Source organism: Ignavibacteria bacterium, assembly GCA_015709655.1.
Classification (GTDB): Bacteria; Bacteroidota; Ignavibacteria; order Kapaibacteriales; family Kapaibacteriaceae; genus OLB6.
Genome location: CP054181.1, coordinates 235,037 through 255,819, shown reverse-complemented (window position 1 = coordinate 255,819; position 20,783 = coordinate 235,037). Strand labels below are relative to the sequence as shown.

The window sequence follows — 20,783 nt, the reverse complement described above, 5'->3', positions numbered from 1 at the left end:
ATACATTGTGCTTAGCATCAAAAGTACATCATAACCATCGTAAGGCAAAACCGCGATTACTGTTTATCCGAAATTTCGATAATCACGGTTCGGTTGTATGCACGTCCTTCCGGTAGGTTATTACTGAATTGCGGGGCTTGTGATCCTGTGGCCTCGATCTCTGATTCGGAAATACCGAGAGCTTTCGCAACTTCTTCTGCTCTTCGTTGGGCAAGGAGGGTGTTATGCTCCTTGCTTCCCACAACATCAGTCATACCAATAACACGAACCGAAGCCCCTTTCCTGATTTTATTACGAATAATCTGCAGGATTTCCTGGTGCTGTTTGGTGACAGTTGCATCGTTAAATCCAAAAAGAATCAGACTGTAGCGTTCAACTTCAAGGTTGCCGCGATGCTCGGTTTTCTTGCGGTGAATGGTTAGGGTGCTCACGGGTATGGATGCGGATGCTTTTGCAGTGTTGTGCTCTACATCGGTTGCAACAACCAACAGCTCCGCGGGCTCTGTGGGTGACGGAATGGTGAATGAATGTTGCAGTGCAGTCGAGCGGTGCACACTGCTGTCATTTATAAAAACCTGCGAAGCACGAAGCGTGGTATCTGCCGAAATGTTGTACGAAACTGCAATATCGTCAGGTGTTACAACCGTTTGTACTGTTTGGAGTTCAAGTGGTCGCATGAGTGATGATTCTGACACCAGAATTTCAACGCGACGGTTTTCGGCTTCTGCTGCTGCGAAGTCCTTCGGATCGGATGCGCGTGTTGGCGTGAGCGGGTCGGCTTGCCATTGCACCTTGATATTCTCTTTAGGAATGCCAAGCGACACAAGGGAAGCGCGAACTGATTCAGCTCGTTGTTGCGCCAGGCGTATTCCGTGGAGTGCGAGATCAGGACCGGCAGAGCCAACAACGGTGATGTGCGTTTGCGGTTTTTCACGAAAACGCTTAGCCACGATGCCGAGAATAGCCGTGGTAGCCTGCACAGGAGTTAGCCGTGCGTCGGATACCATGCGGTGTGCTGCAGTTGAATACCGTTCGGGGACAGTGCTGCTCCCTTCGTCAAAGTAAACATGATTAAGAACAGGCAGATAGTCAACAATCAGAGTTTCTTCAACATGAACCGAGTCAAACGGAACCCGGTAGTTCTGAATGAGTCCTTCAAGCTTCAGCGTTATTTCAGGTGGTGACAGCGAGGGAGGCGCAGGCAAGGTAACAGTGTCAGCATTCGGTACCAGAGGCAGTGCGATACTGGTGTCTGCTTCGGGCACTTTGGCCCCGTGTGACACTGCAATAGCAAGCCTGATGTTCGTAGTTCGCCACTCAGCCGAGCTGGTTACGTTGGTAATGGGGATGGCGATACTAACATCTGTACCCAGGTGCCACTGTTGCGCCTTGCCTACAGAGAGTGAGTAGTGCAGGCCACCGAGAACTTCGGCTTTGAACGGTGATAAATCCGGAATCTGTTCCTGGTAATTAACCCACGTCCTGGCTGACCCCAAGTAACTGCCATAATCATCGGGTTCTACCAGAGTTTCGCGCTGAGTAAACGAACCATCAAAGACCCACGCAGCTCGTAAACCGCCAGTTAGAGAAAGGTTACCAACGATACCGAGCAGGAATGTTGGTTCGATGCCCACAGAAGAAACCGAAGAGGTGAACTCGTGCAGGAACATCGCACGCCGCACCCGCGGAGTGTCGCGCAGGTCTGCCACAAACGTCCACTCCTCACTCTGCATACTCCCGTTTTCCTGCACCAGGGTAAGCCTTGGAACAAAAAAGAGTTTGTCAGACAACCGGTACGCTGCATGAAGACCTGCAAGAAAGCCGGTGCCCGAGCCGCCGGTAAATGACGGGCAGCATGATGCGAAATCACCCAACTGGGTAAACTGAGCTGCGTGCAAAGAGTACACAACCCCCCCGTGAACGCCGTACTGTGTGTGCTGTGCCGTAACCGGAGCTTGTCTGGTTACCAGTAAGGCTAACGTAACAATCATCACTGCAGGGATCATACTGCAGACAGTGGCTGAACGGTGGTGATGTGTGACGGTTGGCATGAATTGCTTGTTGTGTTACACGTTGAAAGCAGACGGACACAGATCGGAGACTGCACAATCTGAACATCTTGGGCGTCGGGCCACACAGGTGGTCCGCCCATGGGTGATGATGAGATGGTTAAACTGATTCCAGCGCTTTGGCAACATTTGCTGCGAAAGCAACAGTTCAATCTTAACGGGATCAGGAGTGTCAACCAATCCCAATCGGTTGCTCACCCGAATAACGTGGGTGTCAACCGTGATACCAGGGATATTAAAACAGTTGCTCAGTACGCAGTTTGCGGTTTTTCTACCCACACCGGGTAGTTTCAGAAGATCATCCATTGTGGAGGGCACCTGTCCGTTAAAGTCACGGATCAGCATGGCACAGCACTGTTTGATATGATGAGCCTTGTTCTTGAAAAAACCCGTCGGCCGGATGTCAGCCTGCAACTCTTCACTGGAAACATGGACGTAATCTTCGGGCCGGCGATATTTGGCAAATAGTTGCTTCGTAACAATATTTACCCTTGCATCGGTGCACTGAGCCGAAAGGATCGTAGCAATCAGAAGCTCAACGGGATTCGAAAAGTCCAGGCCGACTCTTGCATCTGGGTACGCTTTTTCCAGGCGATTCAGAATTTTCGTAAGAGTTGCATTTACTGGCATTGTGCGAAAGTATGACTGTTAAACAAAAAACCGGATCGTAAACCCTGATTACCCCGTGAGCTGTCCGGGTGTGTCGCGGTGATACACGTAGGTAGCGGCAGTGCACCGCTCAATGATAAGGCCATGGGAGCGGCAGCGTTCAAAGAATTCCGCATCATCGGCGTATGGGATTCGGGGAAACAGTCCAACACGGCGAAAAACATCACGCCGGATGACAAACGTGCCGCCCACGACGCATGAATCCAAATGGATAGATACCCCTGGATTGTCCTTGTCGCGTACGTACGGATTGCCAATCACGGTAAAACCGCCATGGAACAAATCAGCACCCGGAATGTCAGTTATCAGGTGCATCCGTTTTTCAAGGTGCGAAGGCAGGTACTCGTCGTCCGAATCCAGAAAGGTAACCCAGTCTCCCGACGTGAGCAGGATTCCCGTGTTGCGGGCTGCTGCCGTACCGCCCTGTTGGGCAACGCGATGGTAGAGCAGTCTCGGATCGCGTTCCATGTAGTTTTGTACAACAACAGAAGTGGAATCCGTACCGGCATCGTCAACAACGATGGCTTCCCAGTCACTCCAGGTTTGGGTAAGCAGCGAGTTCAGTGCGCGCGGGAGCAGGTGAGCCCGGTTCCATGTACAGATCACAACCGAGAACAGTGGACGAGAGCGTTGCATGGTACAAGATAACATAGTTCAGGTAAGCCTGCTTGAAGCATGGACTCTGCTGTCAATGAACAGCATCGTACTGGACAAGGCGCAGATTGACTTGCTGGAACGGTACCATCGGGAGCTGGTGCACTGGAACAACAGCGTAAATCTTGTTAGCAGGAAGGATGTGGATTTTTTGATTGAGCGGCATCTTATTCACTCCCTCATGTTGTTGCGGTATGTTGAATTTCCGCATAAGGCCAGGGTCCTGGACCTGGGTACCGGTGGCGGACTTCCCGGTCTGCCCATTAAAATTGCCCGTCAGGACCTGCGGGTAACGCTGGTTGACAGTATTGCGAAGAAGATAAAAATTGTTGACATGATGGCCCGGCATACCGGCTTAAAGGATTTGGATGCTGTGCGTATGCGCGTTGAGGAAATGGGCACCATCAGCAAATACAAGTCGGCCTTCAACGTTATCGTATCTCGTGCCGTAGCCCCCTTAAAAGATCTTGCACACTGGTCAAGCGGAGTACGCGCACCAGGTGCTGTGCTGGCTGTTCTGAAGGGCGGCAACCTGACTGATGAAATTAACGAATTCAAAACTGCATTTCCCAATGTATCGGTTATTGAACACGACATTAACGTACACGGTCTTCCATGGTTCCAGCAGGAGAATAAGAAGGTGGTAGAGTGCCGTTTCTCCTGATTGTTTTGTGGTTCTTCGTTTCAGCGGTAGCGTTTTCGCAACCCGGCAGTACCCAACGCGTACAGCCGGGCGCTCGCGTTGCTCCTGAACCTGCTGCATCGCCGTTGGTGCTGGCGCGTGTTAAATACGGAGGTGGCGGTGACTGGTATAACGACCCCAGTGCCGAGATTAATCTGCTGCGGTACGTAAAGGCGCATACCAATATTGATGTACGACCGGAGTATGAGTATGTTGATTTGGCCAGTGATAATATCTTCAGGTATCCGCTGTTGTTTATGACGGGACACGGTACCGTGAATATCAGCGAGCAGGAAGCACGACGCTTGCGGTCGTTTCTGGATAACGGCGGCTTCTTGTATATCGACGATGACTACGGTATGGATGCAAGCATCAGAAAAGAATTAAAAAAGGTCTTTCCCGAGCAAGAACTTACCGAACTTCCGTTTAGTCATCCGATTTACCATTCGCATTTTGAGTTTTCGAACGGACTTCCGAAAATTCATGAACACGACGGGAAGCCACCACGCGGATACGGCTTGTTTAGCGGAAACAGACTGTGCGTGTTCTACACGGTGGAAACAAATCCGTCGGATGGCTGGGCTGACCCCGACGTTCATCACGATCCGCCTGAAAAGCGGGAAGCAGCATTGAAAATTGGTACCAACATTATCGTGTACGCTCTGTCGCAATGAAAACCATCATACACCGACTTCGGAAGACCGGACGCCTGGAGCAGGCGTGGGATCTGTATCGTGCCGCAGGCGTGTGCACTGTGATATGGACAGCGTCACTGATTGCCATCCTTGGCATCGAGGCGATCGCTCATGCAAGCATCGGAGTCAGAACTGTTCTCTGGTGGCTGTGGGTAGGGGGCTCCGGTATCGGTACCTGGTCAGTCCTGTTACTACCGCTTGCCCGGTATCTGGGTCTTCTGCCGATGGCTTCGGCAGAAAGCATAGCTCTCCGCGTTGGTGATGCATACCCGGATATCCGTGATACACTTTCGAACGCATTGCAATTGCAAGCCGGTAGCACGGGCTCGGTGGAATTAGTATCGGCCGCCGTACAGTCAGCTTCTAACGCTGCTGATGGTAAGGATTTTACGGTCATCATTAATCGGAAGCCGGCCCGACGGGCATGGTTACTGGCACTAACGTCTGGCGCTCTCCTTGCTGTGTTACTCTTTACGCTTCCCGGCATTTTCGGAGCGTCGTTGGTACGCCTGTTAAACTATAACAAAAGTTACCTTCCACCGGCACCATTTTCACTAACCATTTCTCAGGATGCCGATACCGTTCTCCGTGGATCCGACGCACAGATTTTCATAGAGGCAAAAGGGGTTGTCCCCAAGGATGCAACGCTGTATATCCGGGAAGCCGGCAGTAAACAGTTCGTTCCGATTGCTGTTTCATTTGATACGTCGATGAGTGTTGTTCACCGTTTCCCGGGTATTACTGCAACGGTGCAGGCATATGCATTTGCTCCCTGGAACGATACCGGCGTAACCACTGACACAGCAACAATAGTTGTGATTGACAGGCCGCTAATCCGTTCTTTGACTGGTAAGGTGGTACCACCGGCATACACGCAGCAGCCCCCTGCCGAAATCAGCGATCAGCGTGCTGATATTACGGCCCTTGCCGGCTCGGTTGTTCATCTGACTGTTGTCAGCAACAAGAAGCTCCGGAAAGCAGTGGTTAATGTAGGAACCCGGCACGACTCTGTCCGGACTGATACGACAGGCTTTCCCATGACAATCTCCGGCAACATTGCAACAGTGCGATTCGCGGTTCGCTCCGGAGGATGGTACTCCATTCAGCTGCTTGATAGTGACGGTCAGCAGAATGCCACCCCGGTGCAGCACACGATTACCGTGTTGTCCGACGGCTATCCCACCATCACGATGGTTCAGCCAACCAAGGATGTTGATGTTGATGCAAGTGCCAGACTCCCGATGCTTATGGCGATTGCCGATGATTACGGGTTTAGCAGCCTGCGTTTAAAATACAGGCTTGTTAAGTCACGGTATGCAATGCCGGAAAAAGATTTCCGGAGCATTAATCTGCCGCTGCAGCCCAAGGTAACGGCACTGGATGTTGGGTATACCTGGGACCTTACCAAACTTGATATTACGCCCGATGACGTTTTTGAATTTTACGTCGAGGTTGCTGACAACGATGTAGTAACGGGACCCAAAACTGCAAAAACAGGGACCTATACCGTTCGGATGCCCTCACTGGATAAGATATTTGCTGATACCGACAAGGAGCATGAATCAATATCAAAAGACCTGACCAAGCTGGCAAAGGAAACTGAGCAAATGCAGCGGGAGTCAGAAGAACTTCGACGCGAGCTTCAGAAACAGCAAAGTCAGTCGCAGACCCAAACACAGTGGTCAGACCGCAAGAAGGCCGAGGACTTAGTTGCACGCCGCCAGGAGCTGCAAAAGAAAATGGAAACCCTTGCCGACAGGATTGAACAGATGTCGAATAAACTTCAACAACATAAAGCAATCAGTCCGGAAACCTTGGAGAAATACAAGGAACTGCAGGAACTGATGCGGCACGTAAAAAGTGAAGAGCTTGAGCGGATGCAGAAACGTATGCAGGATGCCATGAAGCAGCTGTCACCCGAAGAGTTGGAAAAGGCTATGCAGAACTTCACCTTCGATGAGGAGAAATTCAGGCAAAGTATCGAGCGAACACTGAATCTGCTGAAGCGAATTCAGGCAGAGCAGAAGGCAGACGAACTGGCCAAGAGGGCTGAGGAGCTTGCGCAGCGTCAGAATGACCTGGCAAAGCAAACCCAAAACACTAATCCAATGGACAAGGAAGCACGTTCAAAGCTAGCCGATCAACAGCAGAAACTACGTGAAGACACGGAGAAACTTGCCAGGGATGCTGAGGACCTCCAAAAAATGATGAAGGATCTTGGTGTTACCATGCCTCAGGACAAAATGGATGCGGCAATGGAAGAATTGGATGCCCAGCAAACTACGTCAGATATGAACGATGCTACCGAGCAACTCTCGCATGCCGATATGCAGAAAGCTGCCCAGAAACAAAACAGCGCTTCCAAAAATCTTCAGCGCTTTGCACAACAGATGCAGCAAGTAAAAAAACAGATGAACAAGAATGCACAGCGTGAAGCAATGCGCCAGATGCAGCGAGGTATTCAGGATGCTGTTGAACTCTCGAAACAACAGGAAGAGCTGATGAAGCAGATGCAGGGCGTGGACCCGTCGTCACAACAGTTTACTCAGCTTGCCCAGCGACAAAAGCAAATTCAGGAAGCCATGATGAATATGGCAAATTCAATGATGCAACTGTCGCAACGCAGCACAAGTGTAACACCGGAGATGGCACAGGATATGGGCGATGCCTTGCAAAACATGCAAAACGCACTTCAGCAGATGCAGGATCGCATGGGGAGTATGGCACAACGCAGTCAACAAGGAGCCATGCAGTCCATGAACAGTGCCGCCAAACGAATGAGTGACGCCCTTGGTCAGATGATGAGCGGAGACGCTGGTGGCCAGGGCGGACAAGGCCAGAGCCCCGGTATGGGACAGGGCAGTGGCGAAAGCCCCTTCCAGCGTCTGCAAAAACTTGCAGATATGCAGCAGCAAATCAATAACCAGATGCCCGGACAGGGCGGACAACAACCCGGCGGACAACAGCAGGGGCAGGGTGGGCAAGGCAGTCAGGGCGGACAGGGCGGGCAGGGCGGACAGCTATCACCGCAACAGCAGGCAGAGCTGGGAAGGTTGGCAGCTCAGCAGGGAAGAGCGCTGAAAGCAATTCAGGAACTGGAACAGGAACGCAGGAATATCGCCGGAACTCGAAAGCCAATCGGCGATTTACAGCAAATTGCCGATGATATGAAAGAAGTGATGACCGATATGCAGACCGGTTCGGTTACCCCGGAAACCCGATTGCGTCAGGAACGTATCTTGAGCAGGCTGCTAAATGCTTCACGCTCGATGAACGAACGTGATTTTGAAAAAACGCGAGAAAGTAACTCCGGGGTCGACGTGATGCGAACCAGTCCAGCCGAGCTCAACATAAAACTGAATGACCCATCGGCTATGAAGCAGTTGCTCGACCAAATGAGAAAACGGTACAGCAGAGACTACGAGAACCTGATTCGGTCGTACTTCGAAGCGTTGCGGAACCATTCGATACCCGTAAACACAGACTAATATCATGAAACTCATAATATTTATTGTCCTCCAGAGCATCTGTACTGTTTTAGGCATGGGGCTTATGCATTCGGTGCTTGACGGGCGCAACGCATCCGCAAAAGAGATGGCGGTTGCTCTGTGGTCTGTAAACGGCGTTGCCGGAATTGCGTTGCTGTTAGCCTCGTTTGTGCTTACCACCATGGCTCTGACCTTTACCAGGGTTAGTGTCTTTGTCCCCTTAAGCACCGGTGTCGTATTCCTGATAACCCTTGTGTATGCAGCACTTGCTCATGGTGAAAAGGTAAGTCTTTCAATGACGATCGGAATGGCTCTGATCGTTGCCGGAATCTGGGTGGTTACCTCGCAGCAAGGCAAGTAAACTGTTTGCCCTTGTTTAACTGATTTGCGGCATCGCAACCACGCAGGTGCAAAGGTTTCATTAGGATACCACAGCCGAAAGCCTGAAATTTGTACGGTTTCTATTAATAGTATTATGGAGATTTATAACTGTTATGCCGGATAAAAACAGAAAACGTCGCTCATGGGCTGAGCCCTACAAAATCAAAATGGTTGAATGGATATGGAATCGCACAAAGGAGGAGCGGCTTGCCGCAATTCAGGAAGCGGGATATAATACCTTTTTGCTGCGTTCTAAGGACGTGTATATTGACCTGCTGACGGACAGTGGCACCAATGCCATGAGTGATTATCAGTGGGCTGGAATGATGCTGGGTGATGAGGCCTACTCGGGGTCGGAAAACTTTTACAACTTGGAGAAAGCTGTTCAGAAGTACTATGGTTATCCATACCTGGTGCCCACACACCAGGGCCGGGGTGCCGAACACCTTATCAGCAGGATTCTGATTAAACCGGGTACGGTGGTGCCGGGTAACATGTACTTTACCACTACCCGTTTGCACCAGGAGTTGGCCGGCGCTCATTTCGTTGATGTGATTTGCGATGAAGCACACGACCCTGAATCAAACTTCCAGTTTAAAGGCAATGTTGATCTGGCAAAATTCCAGCGCGTGATTGATGAGTATGGTGCCAACAAGGTACCGTACATTACCATCGGTGCTACCGTGAATATGGCCGGCGGACAGCCCATTAGCATGGCTAATCTCCGTGCGGTATCCGAATTGGCTCACAAGAATGGTATCAAGGTGATCTTTGATGCTACCCGTGCTGTGGAGAATGCCTGGTTTATCAAGGTTCGCGAAGAAGGGTATGCCGGTAAGAGTGTTGCCGAGATCCTCTTTGAAATGTGTTCCTACAGCGACGGCGCCACCATGTCTGGTAAGAAAGACCTGCTTGTTAACATTGGCGGCTTCCTTGCTCTGCGTGATAAAGATATTTATGAAGAAGCCCGTGCCATGGTTGTGGTGTATGAAGGAATGCATACCTATGGAGGGTTGGCCGGACGCGACATGGAAGCCATGGCGCGCGGTATCGAAGAGTGCGTGATCGACGAGCATATCAAGGCACGCATTGGCCAGGTTGGATACCTTGGTGATCTCCTGCTTCGTGAGGGCATTCCCATCGTGGAACCGGTTGGCGGACACGCCATCTACCTTGATGCAAAGCGTTTCTTCCCGCACATTCCACAGGACGAGTTCCCCGCACAAATGCTGGCGGCACAGCTTTACATCGAGAATGGTATCCGCTCCATGGAACGTGGAATCGTAAGTGCCGGACGCGACATTGAAACCGGTAAGCATCACTATCCAAAACTTGAACTGGTGCGCCTGACAATTCCGAGGCGGGTATACACCCAGGCCCACCTTGATGTTGTTGCGGAAACTGTTATTGATTTGTACGAACACCGCGAATCGGTTCCCGGACTTAAAATGGTGTTCGAGCCTAAGTATCTGCGTTTCTTCCAGGCGCGGTTTGAGCCGATTGGAGGCAGATCATGAAGATGGAACCATTTAAAATAAAGTCAGTAGAGCCACTGTACTTTACTACACCAGAGCAGCGAAAACAACTGCTTGCCGAGGCACACAACAACGTCTTCCTGCTGCATGCAAATCACGTTACCATTGACATGCTTACCGACAGTGGCACCACCGCCATGAGTGCGCAACAGTGGGCGGGATTAATGGACGGCGACGAAGCCTATGCCGGCTCACGAAGCTTTTACAAGTTCGAAACAGTATTGCGTAACATTACCGGCTTCAAGCACATCATTCCAACCCACCAGGGTAGGGCTGCCGAACGTATTCTGTGTGGGATTGTAGGGGGCTCTGGCAGAGTGATACCAAACAATACACACTTCGACACAACACGCGGTAACATAGAGTTCTCGGGTGCCGAAGCCGTTGACCTGCCAGTAGCCGTTGGTACGCAGCCCGAAGTGCGGGCTGACTTTAAGGGCAACATGGATGTGGAAGCACTGGAGCGTTTCATTGCGGAGCGAGGTGCTAAGAACATTCCCGTGGTTATGCTTACGCTCACCAATAACAGTGGCGGCGGACAGCCGGTAAGCATGCAGAACATCCGGGATGTTCGCGCCATTTGTGATAAGCACAACCTTCCACTCTTTTTGGACGTTTGCAGGTTTGCCGAGAATGCAATGTTCATTAAAATGAGAGAACCGGGGTATGCAGATAAGTCGGTTCGTGAAATCGCTCAGGAAATCTTTTCGTATGCCGACGGAGCTACGATGAGCGCTAAGAAGGACGGTATGGTTAATACCGGAGGCTTTCTGGCAATGAATAACGATGACTGGGCAGCGCAGGCAAAAACAATTCTGATTGTAACTGAAGGATTCCCAACCTATGGTGGGTTGGCACGAAGAGATCTGGAAGCTCTGGCCAGGGGGCTGGAAGAAGGCCTTGACGAGAAATACCTTGAATATCGTCTGGGTCAGGTTGAATACTTTGGCGATCAACTCAAGGCTGCCGGTGTTCCGATTTTGGAGCCAACGGGCGGACATGCCGTGTACCTGGATGCCCGACGCTTTGCGCCGCACATTCCGCCGCATGAATTTCCCGCACAATCAGTGGTATGCGAGCTCTACCTGGAAGCCGGCATTCGTGGTGTTGAAATTGGTTCGTTTATGTTTGGAAGTGAAGATGCATCCGGAACTGCCCACAGTGCACTGATGGAACTGGTCCGGCTTGCAATTCCGCGTAGGGTTTACACACAAAGTCACATTGACTTTTGTGTGGAAGCTATTAGCAATGTTTATAAACGCCGCAATCAGTTGCGAGGCTATACGATAACCTACCAGGCTCCGTTCCTCCGGCATTTTACGGCCCATTTAGAGCAGGTGTAAGAAAAAAAGAGCCCCTGAGCAACACGTAGAGTGATCCAGCTCAGGGGCATTGTTATGTCGTGACCTGTTGGTTTTGCGCAGAAACCCTACTGTACAACCTTCATTTCTACACGTCGGTTCATAGCACGAGCTTCGTCACTTGCACCGTCCATAAGCGGCTGGGTTTTGCCAAAGCCTACGCTGGAAACATGCGAAGCAGTAATCCCGCCACTAACAACATAGTCGGCAACTGCTTTTGCCCGTTTTTCGCTGAGGTTTTGATTATACGCAGCCTCGCCCTGATCATCGGTATGTCCCTCAAACCGTACCTTCATTCCCGGGTTTTGACGGAGGAGTTCAATAACGCGTTCCAGCTCGGGGTACGACTCGCTTTTCAGCTCGGACTTGTCGAAATCAAAGAATACCAGCAAACGCGCACCGCCGCCTTTTAACGGAGAAAGATAAATATCCTTCTTTATTACCTGTGACTTTGCATTTGGTGGAACTTGGTACCGTTCCGAATGAAAAAGGTACCCAGGAGATTTTGCGGTAATTGAGTACACACGTCCTGCAGGCAACGTTACAACGTACTCACCAGTCTGATCATCGCTGCGCAGTGTTGCTATCACCTTTTGGGTGGTTAGGTCAGTAACCACCATATCGGCACCAAGAGGTTGTTTGTTTGTAATATCCTGAACAACACCCTCAACGGTGGTAACCGGATCTCCCGGGAATGGGTTGGGGACGGCAGTATAAATGTCGTAATCGCCGGATGCCGAGGTACGGGCAAAAAACGCTTGGTTACTGTTTGGTACCGACGCATAAAACATTTCACTGGCTGCACTATTAATGGGAGCCTCAGCAGCCCGGATATTGCTGAGCTTTCCGTTGGACAACGTTCCCACATAGATATCGAAGCCGCCAAGGCCGCCTGCCTTATCACTTGCAAACGTTACTGTTTTACCATCGGGATTAAGTACAGCACCCATTTCATTCGCGGGCGAGTTTGCACCGTCTAACGGTCTGGCCGCACTCCAGGTGCCGTTAACAAGCTGGCTGATATACAGGTCTGTTCCGCCCAGGCCCCCAGGCCGGTCACTGGTAAAAATAATGATCGTACCATCTGCCGCCAGTGTTGGTTGCGAATCGAAATACTGCGAGTTTACGGTTCCACCCAGATTTGTAATGTTGTTCCAGCTTCCGCCGGATTTCTTTGCCATGTACAAATCAGTACGTCCGTGCCCCTCAACATCATGATTGGTAGCAGAAAATACCATCGTCTGTCCGTCAGATGTTAACGAAGCAGCCCCCACCATGTCTCCGTCATTCACATCCCCACGCAGACGTACTGGCACATCCCACCCGGAACTTGTGCGTTCCATACCGTACAACTGTTGTCTGCCCGATTTATCGGAGCTGATGATAAGCACGCGACCATTTTGCGTGGGTGCCGGTGCAAAGTCATCGGCAGAGGTATTGTGGTCAATCGGACTAACCTGAACTGCCTGTGCATGTGCTGCAACCACGTACCCAAGTACCAGTAAAAACGATAAAATACTGCGCATGACGTAGCCCCTTAAATTTCAAATCCAAGTTGAAGAATGATTGCCAGATGATTAAGACTGGCCTTGTCAAAGTCAATTTGTGTAGAGCCTTGAGTGAACAATCGCGATCCATCGAGTGACGAGAAGCCGGTTGTGAGTTTGGTTAGAAAATACTGATACCGGACGTTGGGGGCTACATAGATTCCTTTTGAAATTTGGTACCGGTAGCCAATGCCAAATTCAAGTGCAACTCTGGAAGCGGCATAACTGCTTGCTTCGGTGTACGACGCCTGTGGCAGGATACTCTGCTGAATCGTGTCAGTGCGGGTGATCGTCTTCTCTCTAACGCTCTCTCCCAAGTAGTTAACGGTGAAGTTCACTTCGTCCGGACTGAGCACTGTAACTCTGTCACTACGCTCGGCATTGGAAACTCTCCACTCAACCACCGGACCGAAGCTAACGAACAACTGTTTTGTTATGTCAAAACGTCCGAGCAGGCTAACTGAGACAGAAGAGTAAACCAGTTTATAATACGACTCAACCGTTGCCTCTGTGAACAGGGAACCATTGATGAGTCCTTCGTTTTGGGTTATTGATGCCTCAGCAATTGCGTCAGACTTTGTATTACTGACTGTTCTGCCCTGATAGCCAAACCGAGCCTGGATACCAATCGTACCGGTTAACGGGATGTCTGTAAACAAACCTATCGATGGTGCGATGCCAAATCCGCTGTTTAGCACATGTTCCGGTGACTTCGCAATAGGAAAATCCGGATTAACTGGCGTGATACTTTGCGACAAAAACCCCATGTTAATCCCACCCTCTATGCCAATGACGGATGAGCGCTTACCAAGGGACTTATAGCCGCCAGGCTTTCCTTGCGGACGCAGGACATCTTCCGTCTGCGCAAACACAAGTGAGGTTGTTACCAACAGACAACATAATAACAGTATGCTACGGTTCATAGCAGAACTCCCTGAAACCAGTAATACATGAATTTTCGGTTGAGGTGATCAGAACAATCAAGTGAATAATTCAAAGGTGCAAAGTACAATCTTTTTACGTGTATCGTATAATCATTGTTGCTGTAGCCGGACTGCTGTCCCGGCAATGCCTACTTTTGTGCAGATAAGCCGGTGATTCAACCGGTTGGTTTAGATCCATTTTTAACTGCAAAATCATGAAAGAATATAAAAACTTCATTAACGGTACCTGGGTTACCGGCAGTGCCGGGTTGTTTTTCGAGAACTGTAATCCGGCTGATACCACCGATATTATCGGCAAGTTCCCGGAGTCGGGGAGTGCTGATGTTGATGCGGCCGTAACGGCAGCCCGGAATGCATTTGACGCGTGGAGGCTGATGCCGGCACCAAAACGGGGCGATATCCTGCGCAAGGCTGGCGATATCTTCACCCGCCGGAAGGATGAGCTTGCCGGGGTGATGACCCGTGAGATGGGTAAGACGCTGACGGAAACCCGTGGGGATATCCAGGAGGCAATTGACACGGCATACTATGCAGCAACCGAAACCCGACGTTTGTTTGGTCACACCGTCCCCTCGGAAATGAACAACAAGGTGAACCTGAGTTTTAGGATGCCAATTGGCGTCTGCGGCATCATTACTGCCTGGAATTTCCCAATTGCCGTTCCGTCGTGGAAGATCCTCCCGGCACTTGCCTGTGGGAATACCGTTGTTATAAAACCCAGCGAGGACAGTCCGCACAGCATGAACATTTTTGCCGAAATTCTCCAGGAAGCGGGCGTACCGGCAGGAGTGTTTAATGTGATCCACGGCAGTGTAGCCGCTGGATCTGCCCTTGTGGAACATCCCGATGTTGCCCTTATTGGTTTTACCGGCAGTACCACCACCGGGAAGGCAATTGCCGAGCGGTGTGGTGCGCTGAACAAACGTGTGTCATTGGAGATGGGCGGTAAAAATGCTCAGATTGTTATGGACGATGCTAATCTCGAGCTGGCACTGGATGGGGTTCTGTGGGGAGCGTTCGGGACTACCGGTCAGCGATGCACTGCCACCAGCAGGCTGATTGTGCATGAAAACGTCCATGATACATTTGTTGACATGCTCTGCTCGCGTGCCAAAACACTTGTTCTTGGTGACGGCAGAGTAGAGGGAACACAGGTAGGACCGGTGATCAACGAAAAGCAATTCAACAAGATCTTGAAGTATATCGAAATCGGCAAGTCGGAGGCCACGTGCATCTTAGGCGGAGGAGTTGCTACCCAGGGCGGATGTGATCGCGGCTACTTTATCCAGCCAACAATCTTCGATGGCGTGCAGCAGCATCACAGAATCTTTCAGGAAGAGATTTTTGGTCCCGTGCTAAGCATTTGCACCGTGTCATCGTTTGCCGAAGCCGTTGCCGCTGCTAACAACAGTGACTATGGTTTATCCAGCAGTATGTACACCCAGGATGTTAACCGTGCCTTTGTTGCAATGCGCGACCTGCAGGCAGGTATCACCTACATCAACGCACCCACCATTGGTGCCGAAGCGCACATGCCATTTGGCGGGATTAAGGGAACCGGTAACGGACATCGCGAAGGCGGATGGACGGTGTTTGATATCTTCACTGAGTGGAAAACGGTGTATGTTGACTTTAGCGGTCACCTCCAGCGGGCGCAGATCGACAACCAGGATTCCTGATGATTAGGTATTGGGAAAGGGGCTTTAGCCGCCGACCGTTTCGTAGGGAACATCAAAGTCACCCTTTGCAATCCGTTTAAGCTTGCTTTGTGACAGCATGCGGCGTACTGGTGACAGGCGCTCGAAAAAGTAAACTCCGTTAAGGTGGTCGATTTCATGCTGCATTACACGGGCAAGGAAACCATCAACTTCGCGGACTGTATCGTGCATGTCTTTATCGAAGTACCGTACCTGTATTGCCGCCGGTCTCACAACAATATCGCGGTATTCCGGCAGTGACAGGCAGCCTTCTTCGAACTCTTCTTCTTCTTCGCTAAACGCCTCGATTACAGGGTTTATCAGCACAATGGGTCCGTCGGTTTCTGCTTCTTCGTCGGCATCGGTGATATCGATCACCGTGAGTGAAAGCCCCTTACCAACCTGATTTGCTGCAAGTCCCACACCATTGGCATGGTACATGGTTTCGAACATGTTGCTGATAAGCGTGCGTACGGTATCGGACATCTCGGCAACGGGCTGTGTTTTTTGCTTTAGGATCGGGTGGTTATATGTGTACACTGGTAGTTTCATCCATTACACCTCAACGATGGTAAGCAGTTGTTTTATCTCGTCCAGCACATAATCCACACCCTCGGTAATCTGGTTGCCAAACGAATCACCGTACTTGGCAAAGGCAGTTTTCATCCCCACGTTCTTAGCACCCACCATATCGCGTTCTGCCCAATCGCCCACCATAATTGCCTCGTGGGGCTGAACATTGAGTCGGTTCAGGATAAGCCTGAACGGCGCAGGGTCGGGTTTGCGTTTTCCGGTGTCATCAAACGTGACCACTTCATCAAAAAAGTGATGGTAGTTGATAAAGCACAATCGCAGCCATGCTTCCCGTGTGGGTGCATCGCTCAGAATGCCCAGACGGAGGCCTTTACGGTTAAGCTGCATCAGCGTTGCCGTTACGTGCGGATACGGCTTGAGGGCAGCTTCGCGAGCACGGCGGTAGGCGATGATGCCTGCGGAAATAATCCGCGGGTCAACATAGCCAAGCACGTTTTCAAGTAACATATCGAACACCTTCTGGTATTCGATGCCCAGTTCGGCATAAATACTGTCGATATGCTCCTTTACCTGATCAAACGTGAGTTGCAGCCCGGCGTCCATCATTGCACCAATGGCGGCATCTACAGCCTGGCGCTTCATGGCCATAAAATCCACAAGGGTATTGTCGAGATCAAAAACTACTGCACGTATCATGGTGTAAAGATAGGAACTCGGGACAATGGTACGGTGAGCAGAACGACGCTTCGGGACAGTGAAGGGTGGTATCATTGGTAATTTCGTGAATGTTTACCTCGCTCTTAATTGCAAACCGTGGCGAAATTGCCCGACGTATTATTCGAACCTGTCGGCGCATGGGGATTCGTACCATTGCCGTGTATTCAGACGCTGATGCCGGCAGCCTGCATGTTAAAGAAGCCGATACGGCCGTCTGCATCGGCGGGTTTACTCCCCGTGAAAGCTACCTTGTTGCAGAAAAAGTTCTGGAAGCAGCACGCCGAACGGGTGCCCAGGCGGTGCATCCCGGCTACGGATTCCTCAGCGAGAACGCATCGTTTGCCAGCTCGGTCATTAGCGAGGGAATGGTTTTTGTGGGTCCCTCGCCCGAAGCAATTACCATGTTGGGCGACAAAACAGCGGCGCGTGACCTTGCCGTCAGCAGTGGCGTGCCAATAGCCCCTGGCAGTGTTGGTGCAATACAGTCGTTGAACGATGCACAGACGTTGGTTGCCGATATTGGAGTTCCCGTCATCATCAAGGCTGCAGCCGGTGGTGGCGGTAAGGGCATGCGCATTGTAGAGCATGCAGCCGAATTGGAATCTGCCTTCCGTCTTGCCCAAGCTGAAGCTCTTTCATCGTTTAGTGATGAACGTGTGTTTATCGAGCGATATGTACGAAATCCGCGTCATATCGAAATTCAGATCCTGGCTGACCATCATGGAACCGTACTGTACTTTCCCGAGCGGGAATGCTCGGTGCAGCGACGTCACCAAAAAGTTATCGAAGAAAGTCCGTCAACAGCCATAACACCCTCGATACGCGCGGCCATGGGCCAGGCGGCAGCTCGGCTGGTTAAGGCTGCCGGATACACCAATGCCGGTACGCTGGAGTTTCTGCTGGATGCCTCGGGTGAATTCTACTTCATGGAGGTGAATACCCGTTTGCAGGTAGAACATCCTGTAACCGAAGCAATCAGTGGTGTTGATTTCGTGGAACAACAACTCCTGATTGCGGCAGGGAAGCCGCTTACCATTTCACAGACAGATATTGAACAGCCTAAAGGACACGCTATCGAGTGTCGGGTGTGTGCCGAAGATGTTTTTGCTGATTTTATCCCCGAGATAGGACGGGTTGAGATGCTGTATCTTCCGGAAGGCGATGGCATACGGAACGACCACGCAATCGAAGTTGGATCGGAGGTGAGTGTACACTACGATCCGATGATAGCAAAACTTATTGTCTGGGCGCCAACCCGCACAGAATGTATTGACCGCACAATTCAGGCCCTGGATAATTATCATCTGGGCGGATTAAAAACCACGATACCGTTTTGCCGGCTGGCTATAGACAGCGAACCCTTCCGCAGTGGGAATTACAGTACCGGCTTTGTGCATGAGAACTGGCCAATTGCACTGCCGGATGACTACCTATACCTGGTTGCATCCATCGCAGCCGGCGGCTTTTCGCAGGAACTCAACCGGCGCACCCCCCGGGATTAATCATCGGTCTGGCCTTCGCGTATCACAAACCACGATATTTGCAGTTATGGACATCACAGTAGACACAGCAGCAGCCCTGGGGTTAACAGCCAACGAGTATCAAAGCATCCTTGAAATCCTTGGACGAACACCAACCTACACCGAATTAGGCATCTTCTCGGTGATGTGGAGCGAACACTGCTCATACAAAAACAGTATTCTGCAACTGAAAACATTGCCACGGTCAGGTGGACGCTTGCTGGTGGAAGCCGGACAGGAGAACGCAGGCGTCGTTGATATTGGAGGGGGCTATGGCATTGCCTTTAAAATTGAATCGCATAACCACCCCTCGGCAGTTGAGCCATTCCAGGGTGCGGCCACCGGCGTTGGCGGAATTCTGCGCGACATCTTCACCATGGGGGCACGGCCGATAGCGGCACTCAACTCGCTTCGGTTTGGCGAACTCAATACCGAACGCACCAAATATTTAATGAAGGGCGTTGTTAGTGGCATTGGTCACTACGGAAATTGTTTCGGCGTGCCTACAGTAGCCGGCGAAGTGTACTTTGAACGGTGTTATACCGATAACCCGCTGGTGAATGCCATGGCTGTTGGCATTGTTCATAAGGATAGAATGGCAAGTGCCACGGCAGGAGGCATTGGTAATAAAGTTTATATCATGGGGAGTTCTACGGGACGGGACGGAATTCACGGTGCATCGCTTCTTGCATCACGCGAGTTTGACAGCATGACGGAGAATATGCGTCCAACCGTCCAGGTAGGCGATCCCTTTGCAGAAAAGTTACTTCTTGAGGCAAGTCTGGAACTCATCCAGGCCGGCGTGGTGTATGGCATGCAGGATATGGGGGCAGCCGGCATTAGTTGCTCTACAAGTGAGATGAGCGAAAAGGGCGGTGTAGGCATGATGATTGACCTTGACAAGGTTCCTCTCCGCGAAGCTGACATGACTGCTTACGAAATCATGCTCAGCGAAAGTCAGGAACGCATGTTGGTGGTTGTGCATGCCGGCATGGAACAACAGGCGCAGCAGATTTGTTCAAAATGGGATGTACCCTTTGCCGAGATAGGCGAGGTAACTGCTGACGGACGTCTGGAGGTGCGCTATCGCAATGTTGTTGAAGCATCGATCCCGGCCGCCTCACTTGTTCTTGGCGGTGGTGCCCCGGTGTACGTGAGAGAGCAGCAACAACCCAAATATCTTGAACTTACCCGCAAGAACATTGATGCTGGTCCCATCCTTAGCACAACCGAGTGCTCCGAAACACTGCGCACACTTCTTGCTTCACCAACGATTGCTTCAAAGCGCTGGGTTTATGAACAGTATGACTCGCAGGTAGGCACAAACACCGTGATGCGTGCTAATGCCGACGCTGCGGTTCTGCGAATCAAGGAACTTCCCGGAAAGGGAATTGCGGTTACTACCGACTGTAATTCGAGGTATGCATATCTGAATCCGTATCTGGGCGGTGCCATTGCCGTGGCTGAAGCTGCCCGGAACTGTATTTGCGTTGGTGCCGAGCCGGTGGCAATTACCAATTGTTTGAATTTTGGAAACCCATACGATCCCGAGGTGTATTGGCAGTTTGCAGAAGTTATTCGTGGAATGGGAGATATGTGCAGGGTGCTTGATACACCGGTTACCGGCGGCAATGTAAGCTTCCACAACGAAAGTCAACAGCACGCTATTTATCCAACGCCAACGATAGGCATGCTTGGCCTAATTGATAATCTTCAGGACACTGTCGGAAATACCTTTACCGAAGACAATACTGCCGTTGTGCTCCTGGGCTGGCAAACGGCCGAACTTGGCGGCAGTGAATACGGAAAAGTAATCCGTAAACGCACCGTTGGCGATGCACCGCACCTGGATATGGAAAACGAGTACAGACTGCAGCGACTGGTGCTTGCCGGGATTCGCGGACACCTGATCAGTTCTGCTCACGATTGTTCGGAAGGGGGCTTGCTTGTTGCGCTTACCGAGATGTGTATGGGTGGCATCGGGTGTACGGTTACGATACCGTTTGACCATAATGCTGGCAACCTGTTTGGTGAAGCACAAAGCAGGATTCTGGTGGAAGTGTCAGACACCGGGCTTGCGATGCTTCAGCAGATGGCAGAGCAAAGCAAGGTGCCATTTATTGTTCTGGGAACAACAGGAACAACGAACCTGACGGTGACAAATCTGATTTCCGAGCCGATCCACGAACTCAGGAACGTGTACGAGAATGCGATACCAGCTATTCTGGAAGGTGAAGACATTGCTGTGTAATAGGTGAACAAACCCACACTGAAAACTTACAAGGAGGCA

Annotated in this window: 16 protein-coding genes; 9 read left to right on the top strand and 7 right to left on the bottom strand. The window is 51.0% G+C overall.

What is annotated here, in order from left to right:
- Nucleotides 1–56: 56 nt before the first annotated feature.
- From HRU79_01055 to HRU79_01045, 3 genes are read right to left on the bottom strand one after another with little or no spacing between them, the layout of a single operon-like run.
- Nucleotides 57–2,051 carry an OmpA family protein gene (locus HRU79_01055; GenBank protein ID QOJ25303.1) on the bottom strand — a complete coding sequence of 665 codons (1,995 nt, stop codon included), beginning with the start codon at nucleotides 2,049–2,051 and terminating at the stop codon, nucleotides 57–59.
- 15 nt (nucleotides 2,052–2,066) lie between these two features.
- On the bottom strand, nucleotides 2,067–2,699 hold the full coding sequence (nth, locus tag HRU79_01050) for an endonuclease III (protein ID QOJ25302.1): 633 nt from the start codon (nucleotides 2,697–2,699) through the stop codon (nucleotides 2,067–2,069).
- Nucleotides 2,700–2,747: 48 nt separating this feature from the next.
- The gene (locus HRU79_01045; protein ID QOJ25301.1) at nucleotides 2,748–3,374 is read right to left on the bottom strand and encodes a glycosyltransferase family 2 protein; all 627 of its coding nucleotides are present in this window, start codon (nucleotides 3,372–3,374) and stop codon (nucleotides 2,748–2,750) included.
- Between HRU79_01045 and rsmG the strand changes: the two genes are divergently transcribed.
- The 6 genes from rsmG (at nucleotide 3,373) to HRU79_01015 (ending at nucleotide 11,516) form a co-directional block, all read left to right on the top strand.
- Nucleotides 3,373–4,056, top strand: a complete 684-nt coding sequence (rsmG, locus tag HRU79_01040; GenBank protein ID QOJ25300.1) for a 16S rRNA (guanine(527)-N(7))-methyltransferase RsmG — start codon at nucleotides 3,373–3,375, stop codon at nucleotides 4,054–4,056. The genes HRU79_01045 and rsmG overlap by 2 nt on opposite strands.
- Before the next feature lie 107 nt (nucleotides 4,057–4,163).
- On the top strand, nucleotides 4,164–4,748 hold the full coding sequence (locus HRU79_01035; GenBank protein ID QOJ27237.1) for a DUF4159 domain-containing protein: 585 nt from the start codon (nucleotides 4,164–4,166) through the stop codon (nucleotides 4,746–4,748).
- Nucleotides 4,745–8,257 (top strand): DUF4175 family protein, encoded by a 3,513-nt coding sequence (locus HRU79_01030; protein QOJ25299.1) that lies wholly within the window; start codon nucleotides 4,745–4,747, stop codon nucleotides 8,255–8,257. The genes HRU79_01035 and HRU79_01030 overlap by 4 nt, the downstream gene beginning before the upstream one ends.
- Before the next feature lie 4 nt (nucleotides 8,258–8,261).
- On the top strand, nucleotides 8,262–8,618 hold the full coding sequence (locus tag HRU79_01025) for a hypothetical protein (protein QOJ25298.1): 357 nt from the start codon (nucleotides 8,262–8,264) through the stop codon (nucleotides 8,616–8,618).
- Nucleotides 8,619–8,751: 133 nt separating this feature from the next.
- Nucleotides 8,752–10,155: a tyrosine phenol-lyase gene (locus HRU79_01020; GenBank protein ID QOJ25297.1), complete on the top strand. Its 1,404-nt coding sequence runs from the start codon at nucleotides 8,752–8,754 to the stop codon at nucleotides 10,153–10,155.
- Nucleotides 10,152–11,516, top strand: a complete 1,365-nt coding sequence (locus HRU79_01015; GenBank protein ID QOJ25296.1) for a tryptophanase — start codon at nucleotides 10,152–10,154, stop codon at nucleotides 11,514–11,516. The genes HRU79_01020 and HRU79_01015 overlap by 4 nt, the downstream gene beginning before the upstream one ends.
- A gap of 86 nt (nucleotides 11,517–11,602) precedes the next feature.
- Here the strand turns inward: HRU79_01015 and HRU79_01010 are convergent, their stop codons facing one another.
- Together HRU79_01010 and HRU79_01005 are read right to left on the bottom strand one after the other, a co-directional pair.
- On the bottom strand, nucleotides 11,603–13,060 hold the full coding sequence (locus HRU79_01010; GenBank protein ID QOJ25295.1) for a PD40 domain-containing protein: 1,458 nt from the start codon (nucleotides 13,058–13,060) through the stop codon (nucleotides 11,603–11,605).
- An 11-nt stretch (nucleotides 13,061–13,071) separates the two neighbouring features.
- The gene (locus HRU79_01005) at nucleotides 13,072–14,004 is read right to left on the bottom strand and encodes an outer membrane beta-barrel protein (GenBank protein QOJ25294.1); all 933 of its coding nucleotides are present in this window, start codon (nucleotides 14,002–14,004) and stop codon (nucleotides 13,072–13,074) included.
- Nucleotides 14,005–14,219: 215 nt separating this feature from the next.
- On the opposite strand from HRU79_01005, the gene HRU79_01000 reads away from it, so the two are divergent.
- On the top strand, nucleotides 14,220–15,704 hold the full coding sequence (locus HRU79_01000; GenBank protein QOJ25293.1) for an aldehyde dehydrogenase family protein: 1,485 nt from the start codon (nucleotides 14,220–14,222) through the stop codon (nucleotides 15,702–15,704).
- A 24-nt stretch (nucleotides 15,705–15,728) separates the two neighbouring features.
- Here the strand turns inward: HRU79_01000 and def are convergent, their stop codons facing one another.
- Nucleotides 15,729–16,274 carry a peptide deformylase gene (gene def, locus HRU79_00995; protein ID QOJ25292.1) on the bottom strand — a complete coding sequence of 182 codons (546 nt, stop codon included), beginning with the start codon at nucleotides 16,272–16,274 and terminating at the stop codon, nucleotides 15,729–15,731.
- Between the two features lie 3 nt (nucleotides 16,275–16,277).
- Nucleotides 16,278–16,952, bottom strand: a complete 675-nt coding sequence (locus HRU79_00990; GenBank protein ID QOJ25291.1) for a TIGR02253 family HAD-type hydrolase — start codon at nucleotides 16,950–16,952, stop codon at nucleotides 16,278–16,280.
- A gap of 89 nt (nucleotides 16,953–17,041) precedes the next feature.
- Here HRU79_00990 and HRU79_00985 point away from each other — a divergent pair, with 89 nt between their 5' ends.
- On the top strand, nucleotides 17,042–18,475 hold the full coding sequence (locus tag HRU79_00985) for an acetyl-CoA carboxylase biotin carboxylase subunit (protein ID QOJ25290.1): 1,434 nt from the start codon (nucleotides 17,042–17,044) through the stop codon (nucleotides 18,473–18,475).
- Between the two features lie 46 nt (nucleotides 18,476–18,521).
- Nucleotides 18,522–20,744 carry a phosphoribosylformylglycinamidine synthase subunit PurL gene (gene purL, locus HRU79_00980; GenBank protein QOJ25289.1) on the top strand — a complete coding sequence of 741 codons (2,223 nt, stop codon included), beginning with the start codon at nucleotides 18,522–18,524 and terminating at the stop codon, nucleotides 20,742–20,744.
- Nucleotides 20,745–20,783: the final 39 nt, after the last annotated feature.

Bases quoted from the DNA above. Each gene is read 5' to 3' on its own strand.
- HRU79_00985 (QOJ25290.1), top strand. From the start codon at position 17,042: ATGTTTACCTCGCTCTTAATTGCAAACCGTGGCGAAATTGCCCGACGT.
- def (QOJ25292.1), bottom strand. From the start codon at position 16,274: ATGAAACTACCAGTGTACACATATAACCACCCGATCCTAAAGCAAAAA.
- HRU79_00990 (QOJ25291.1), bottom strand. From the start codon at position 16,952: ATGATACGTGCAGTAGTTTTTGATCTCGACAATACCCTTGTGGATTTT.
- rsmG (QOJ25300.1), top strand. From the start codon at position 3,373: ATGGTACAAGATAACATAGTTCAGGTAAGCCTGCTTGAAGCATGGACT.
- HRU79_01010 (QOJ25295.1), bottom strand. From the start codon at position 13,060: ATGCGCAGTATTTTATCGTTTTTACTGGTACTTGGGTACGTGGTTGCA.
- HRU79_01000 (QOJ25293.1), top strand. From the start codon at position 14,220: ATGAAAGAATATAAAAACTTCATTAACGGTACCTGGGTTACCGGCAGT.
- nth (QOJ25302.1), bottom strand. From the start codon at position 2,699: ATGCCAGTAAATGCAACTCTTACGAAAATTCTGAATCGCCTGGAAAAA.
- HRU79_01025 (QOJ25298.1), top strand. From the start codon at position 8,262: ATGAAACTCATAATATTTATTGTCCTCCAGAGCATCTGTACTGTTTTA.
- HRU79_01055 (QOJ25303.1), bottom strand. From the start codon at position 2,051: ATGCCAACCGTCACACATCACCACCGTTCAGCCACTGTCTGCAGTATG.
- HRU79_01045 (QOJ25301.1), bottom strand. From the start codon at position 3,374: ATGCAACGCTCTCGTCCACTGTTCTCGGTTGTGATCTGTACATGGAAC.
- purL (QOJ25289.1), top strand. From the start codon at position 18,522: ATGGACATCACAGTAGACACAGCAGCAGCCCTGGGGTTAACAGCCAAC.
- HRU79_01005 (QOJ25294.1), bottom strand. From the start codon at position 14,004: ATGAACCGTAGCATACTGTTATTATGTTGTCTGTTGGTAACAACCTCA.
- HRU79_01015 (QOJ25296.1), top strand. From the start codon at position 10,152: ATGAAGATGGAACCATTTAAAATAAAGTCAGTAGAGCCACTGTACTTT.
- HRU79_01030 (QOJ25299.1), top strand. From the start codon at position 4,745: ATGAAAACCATCATACACCGACTTCGGAAGACCGGACGCCTGGAGCAG.
- HRU79_01020 (QOJ25297.1), top strand. From the start codon at position 8,752: ATGCCGGATAAAAACAGAAAACGTCGCTCATGGGCTGAGCCCTACAAA.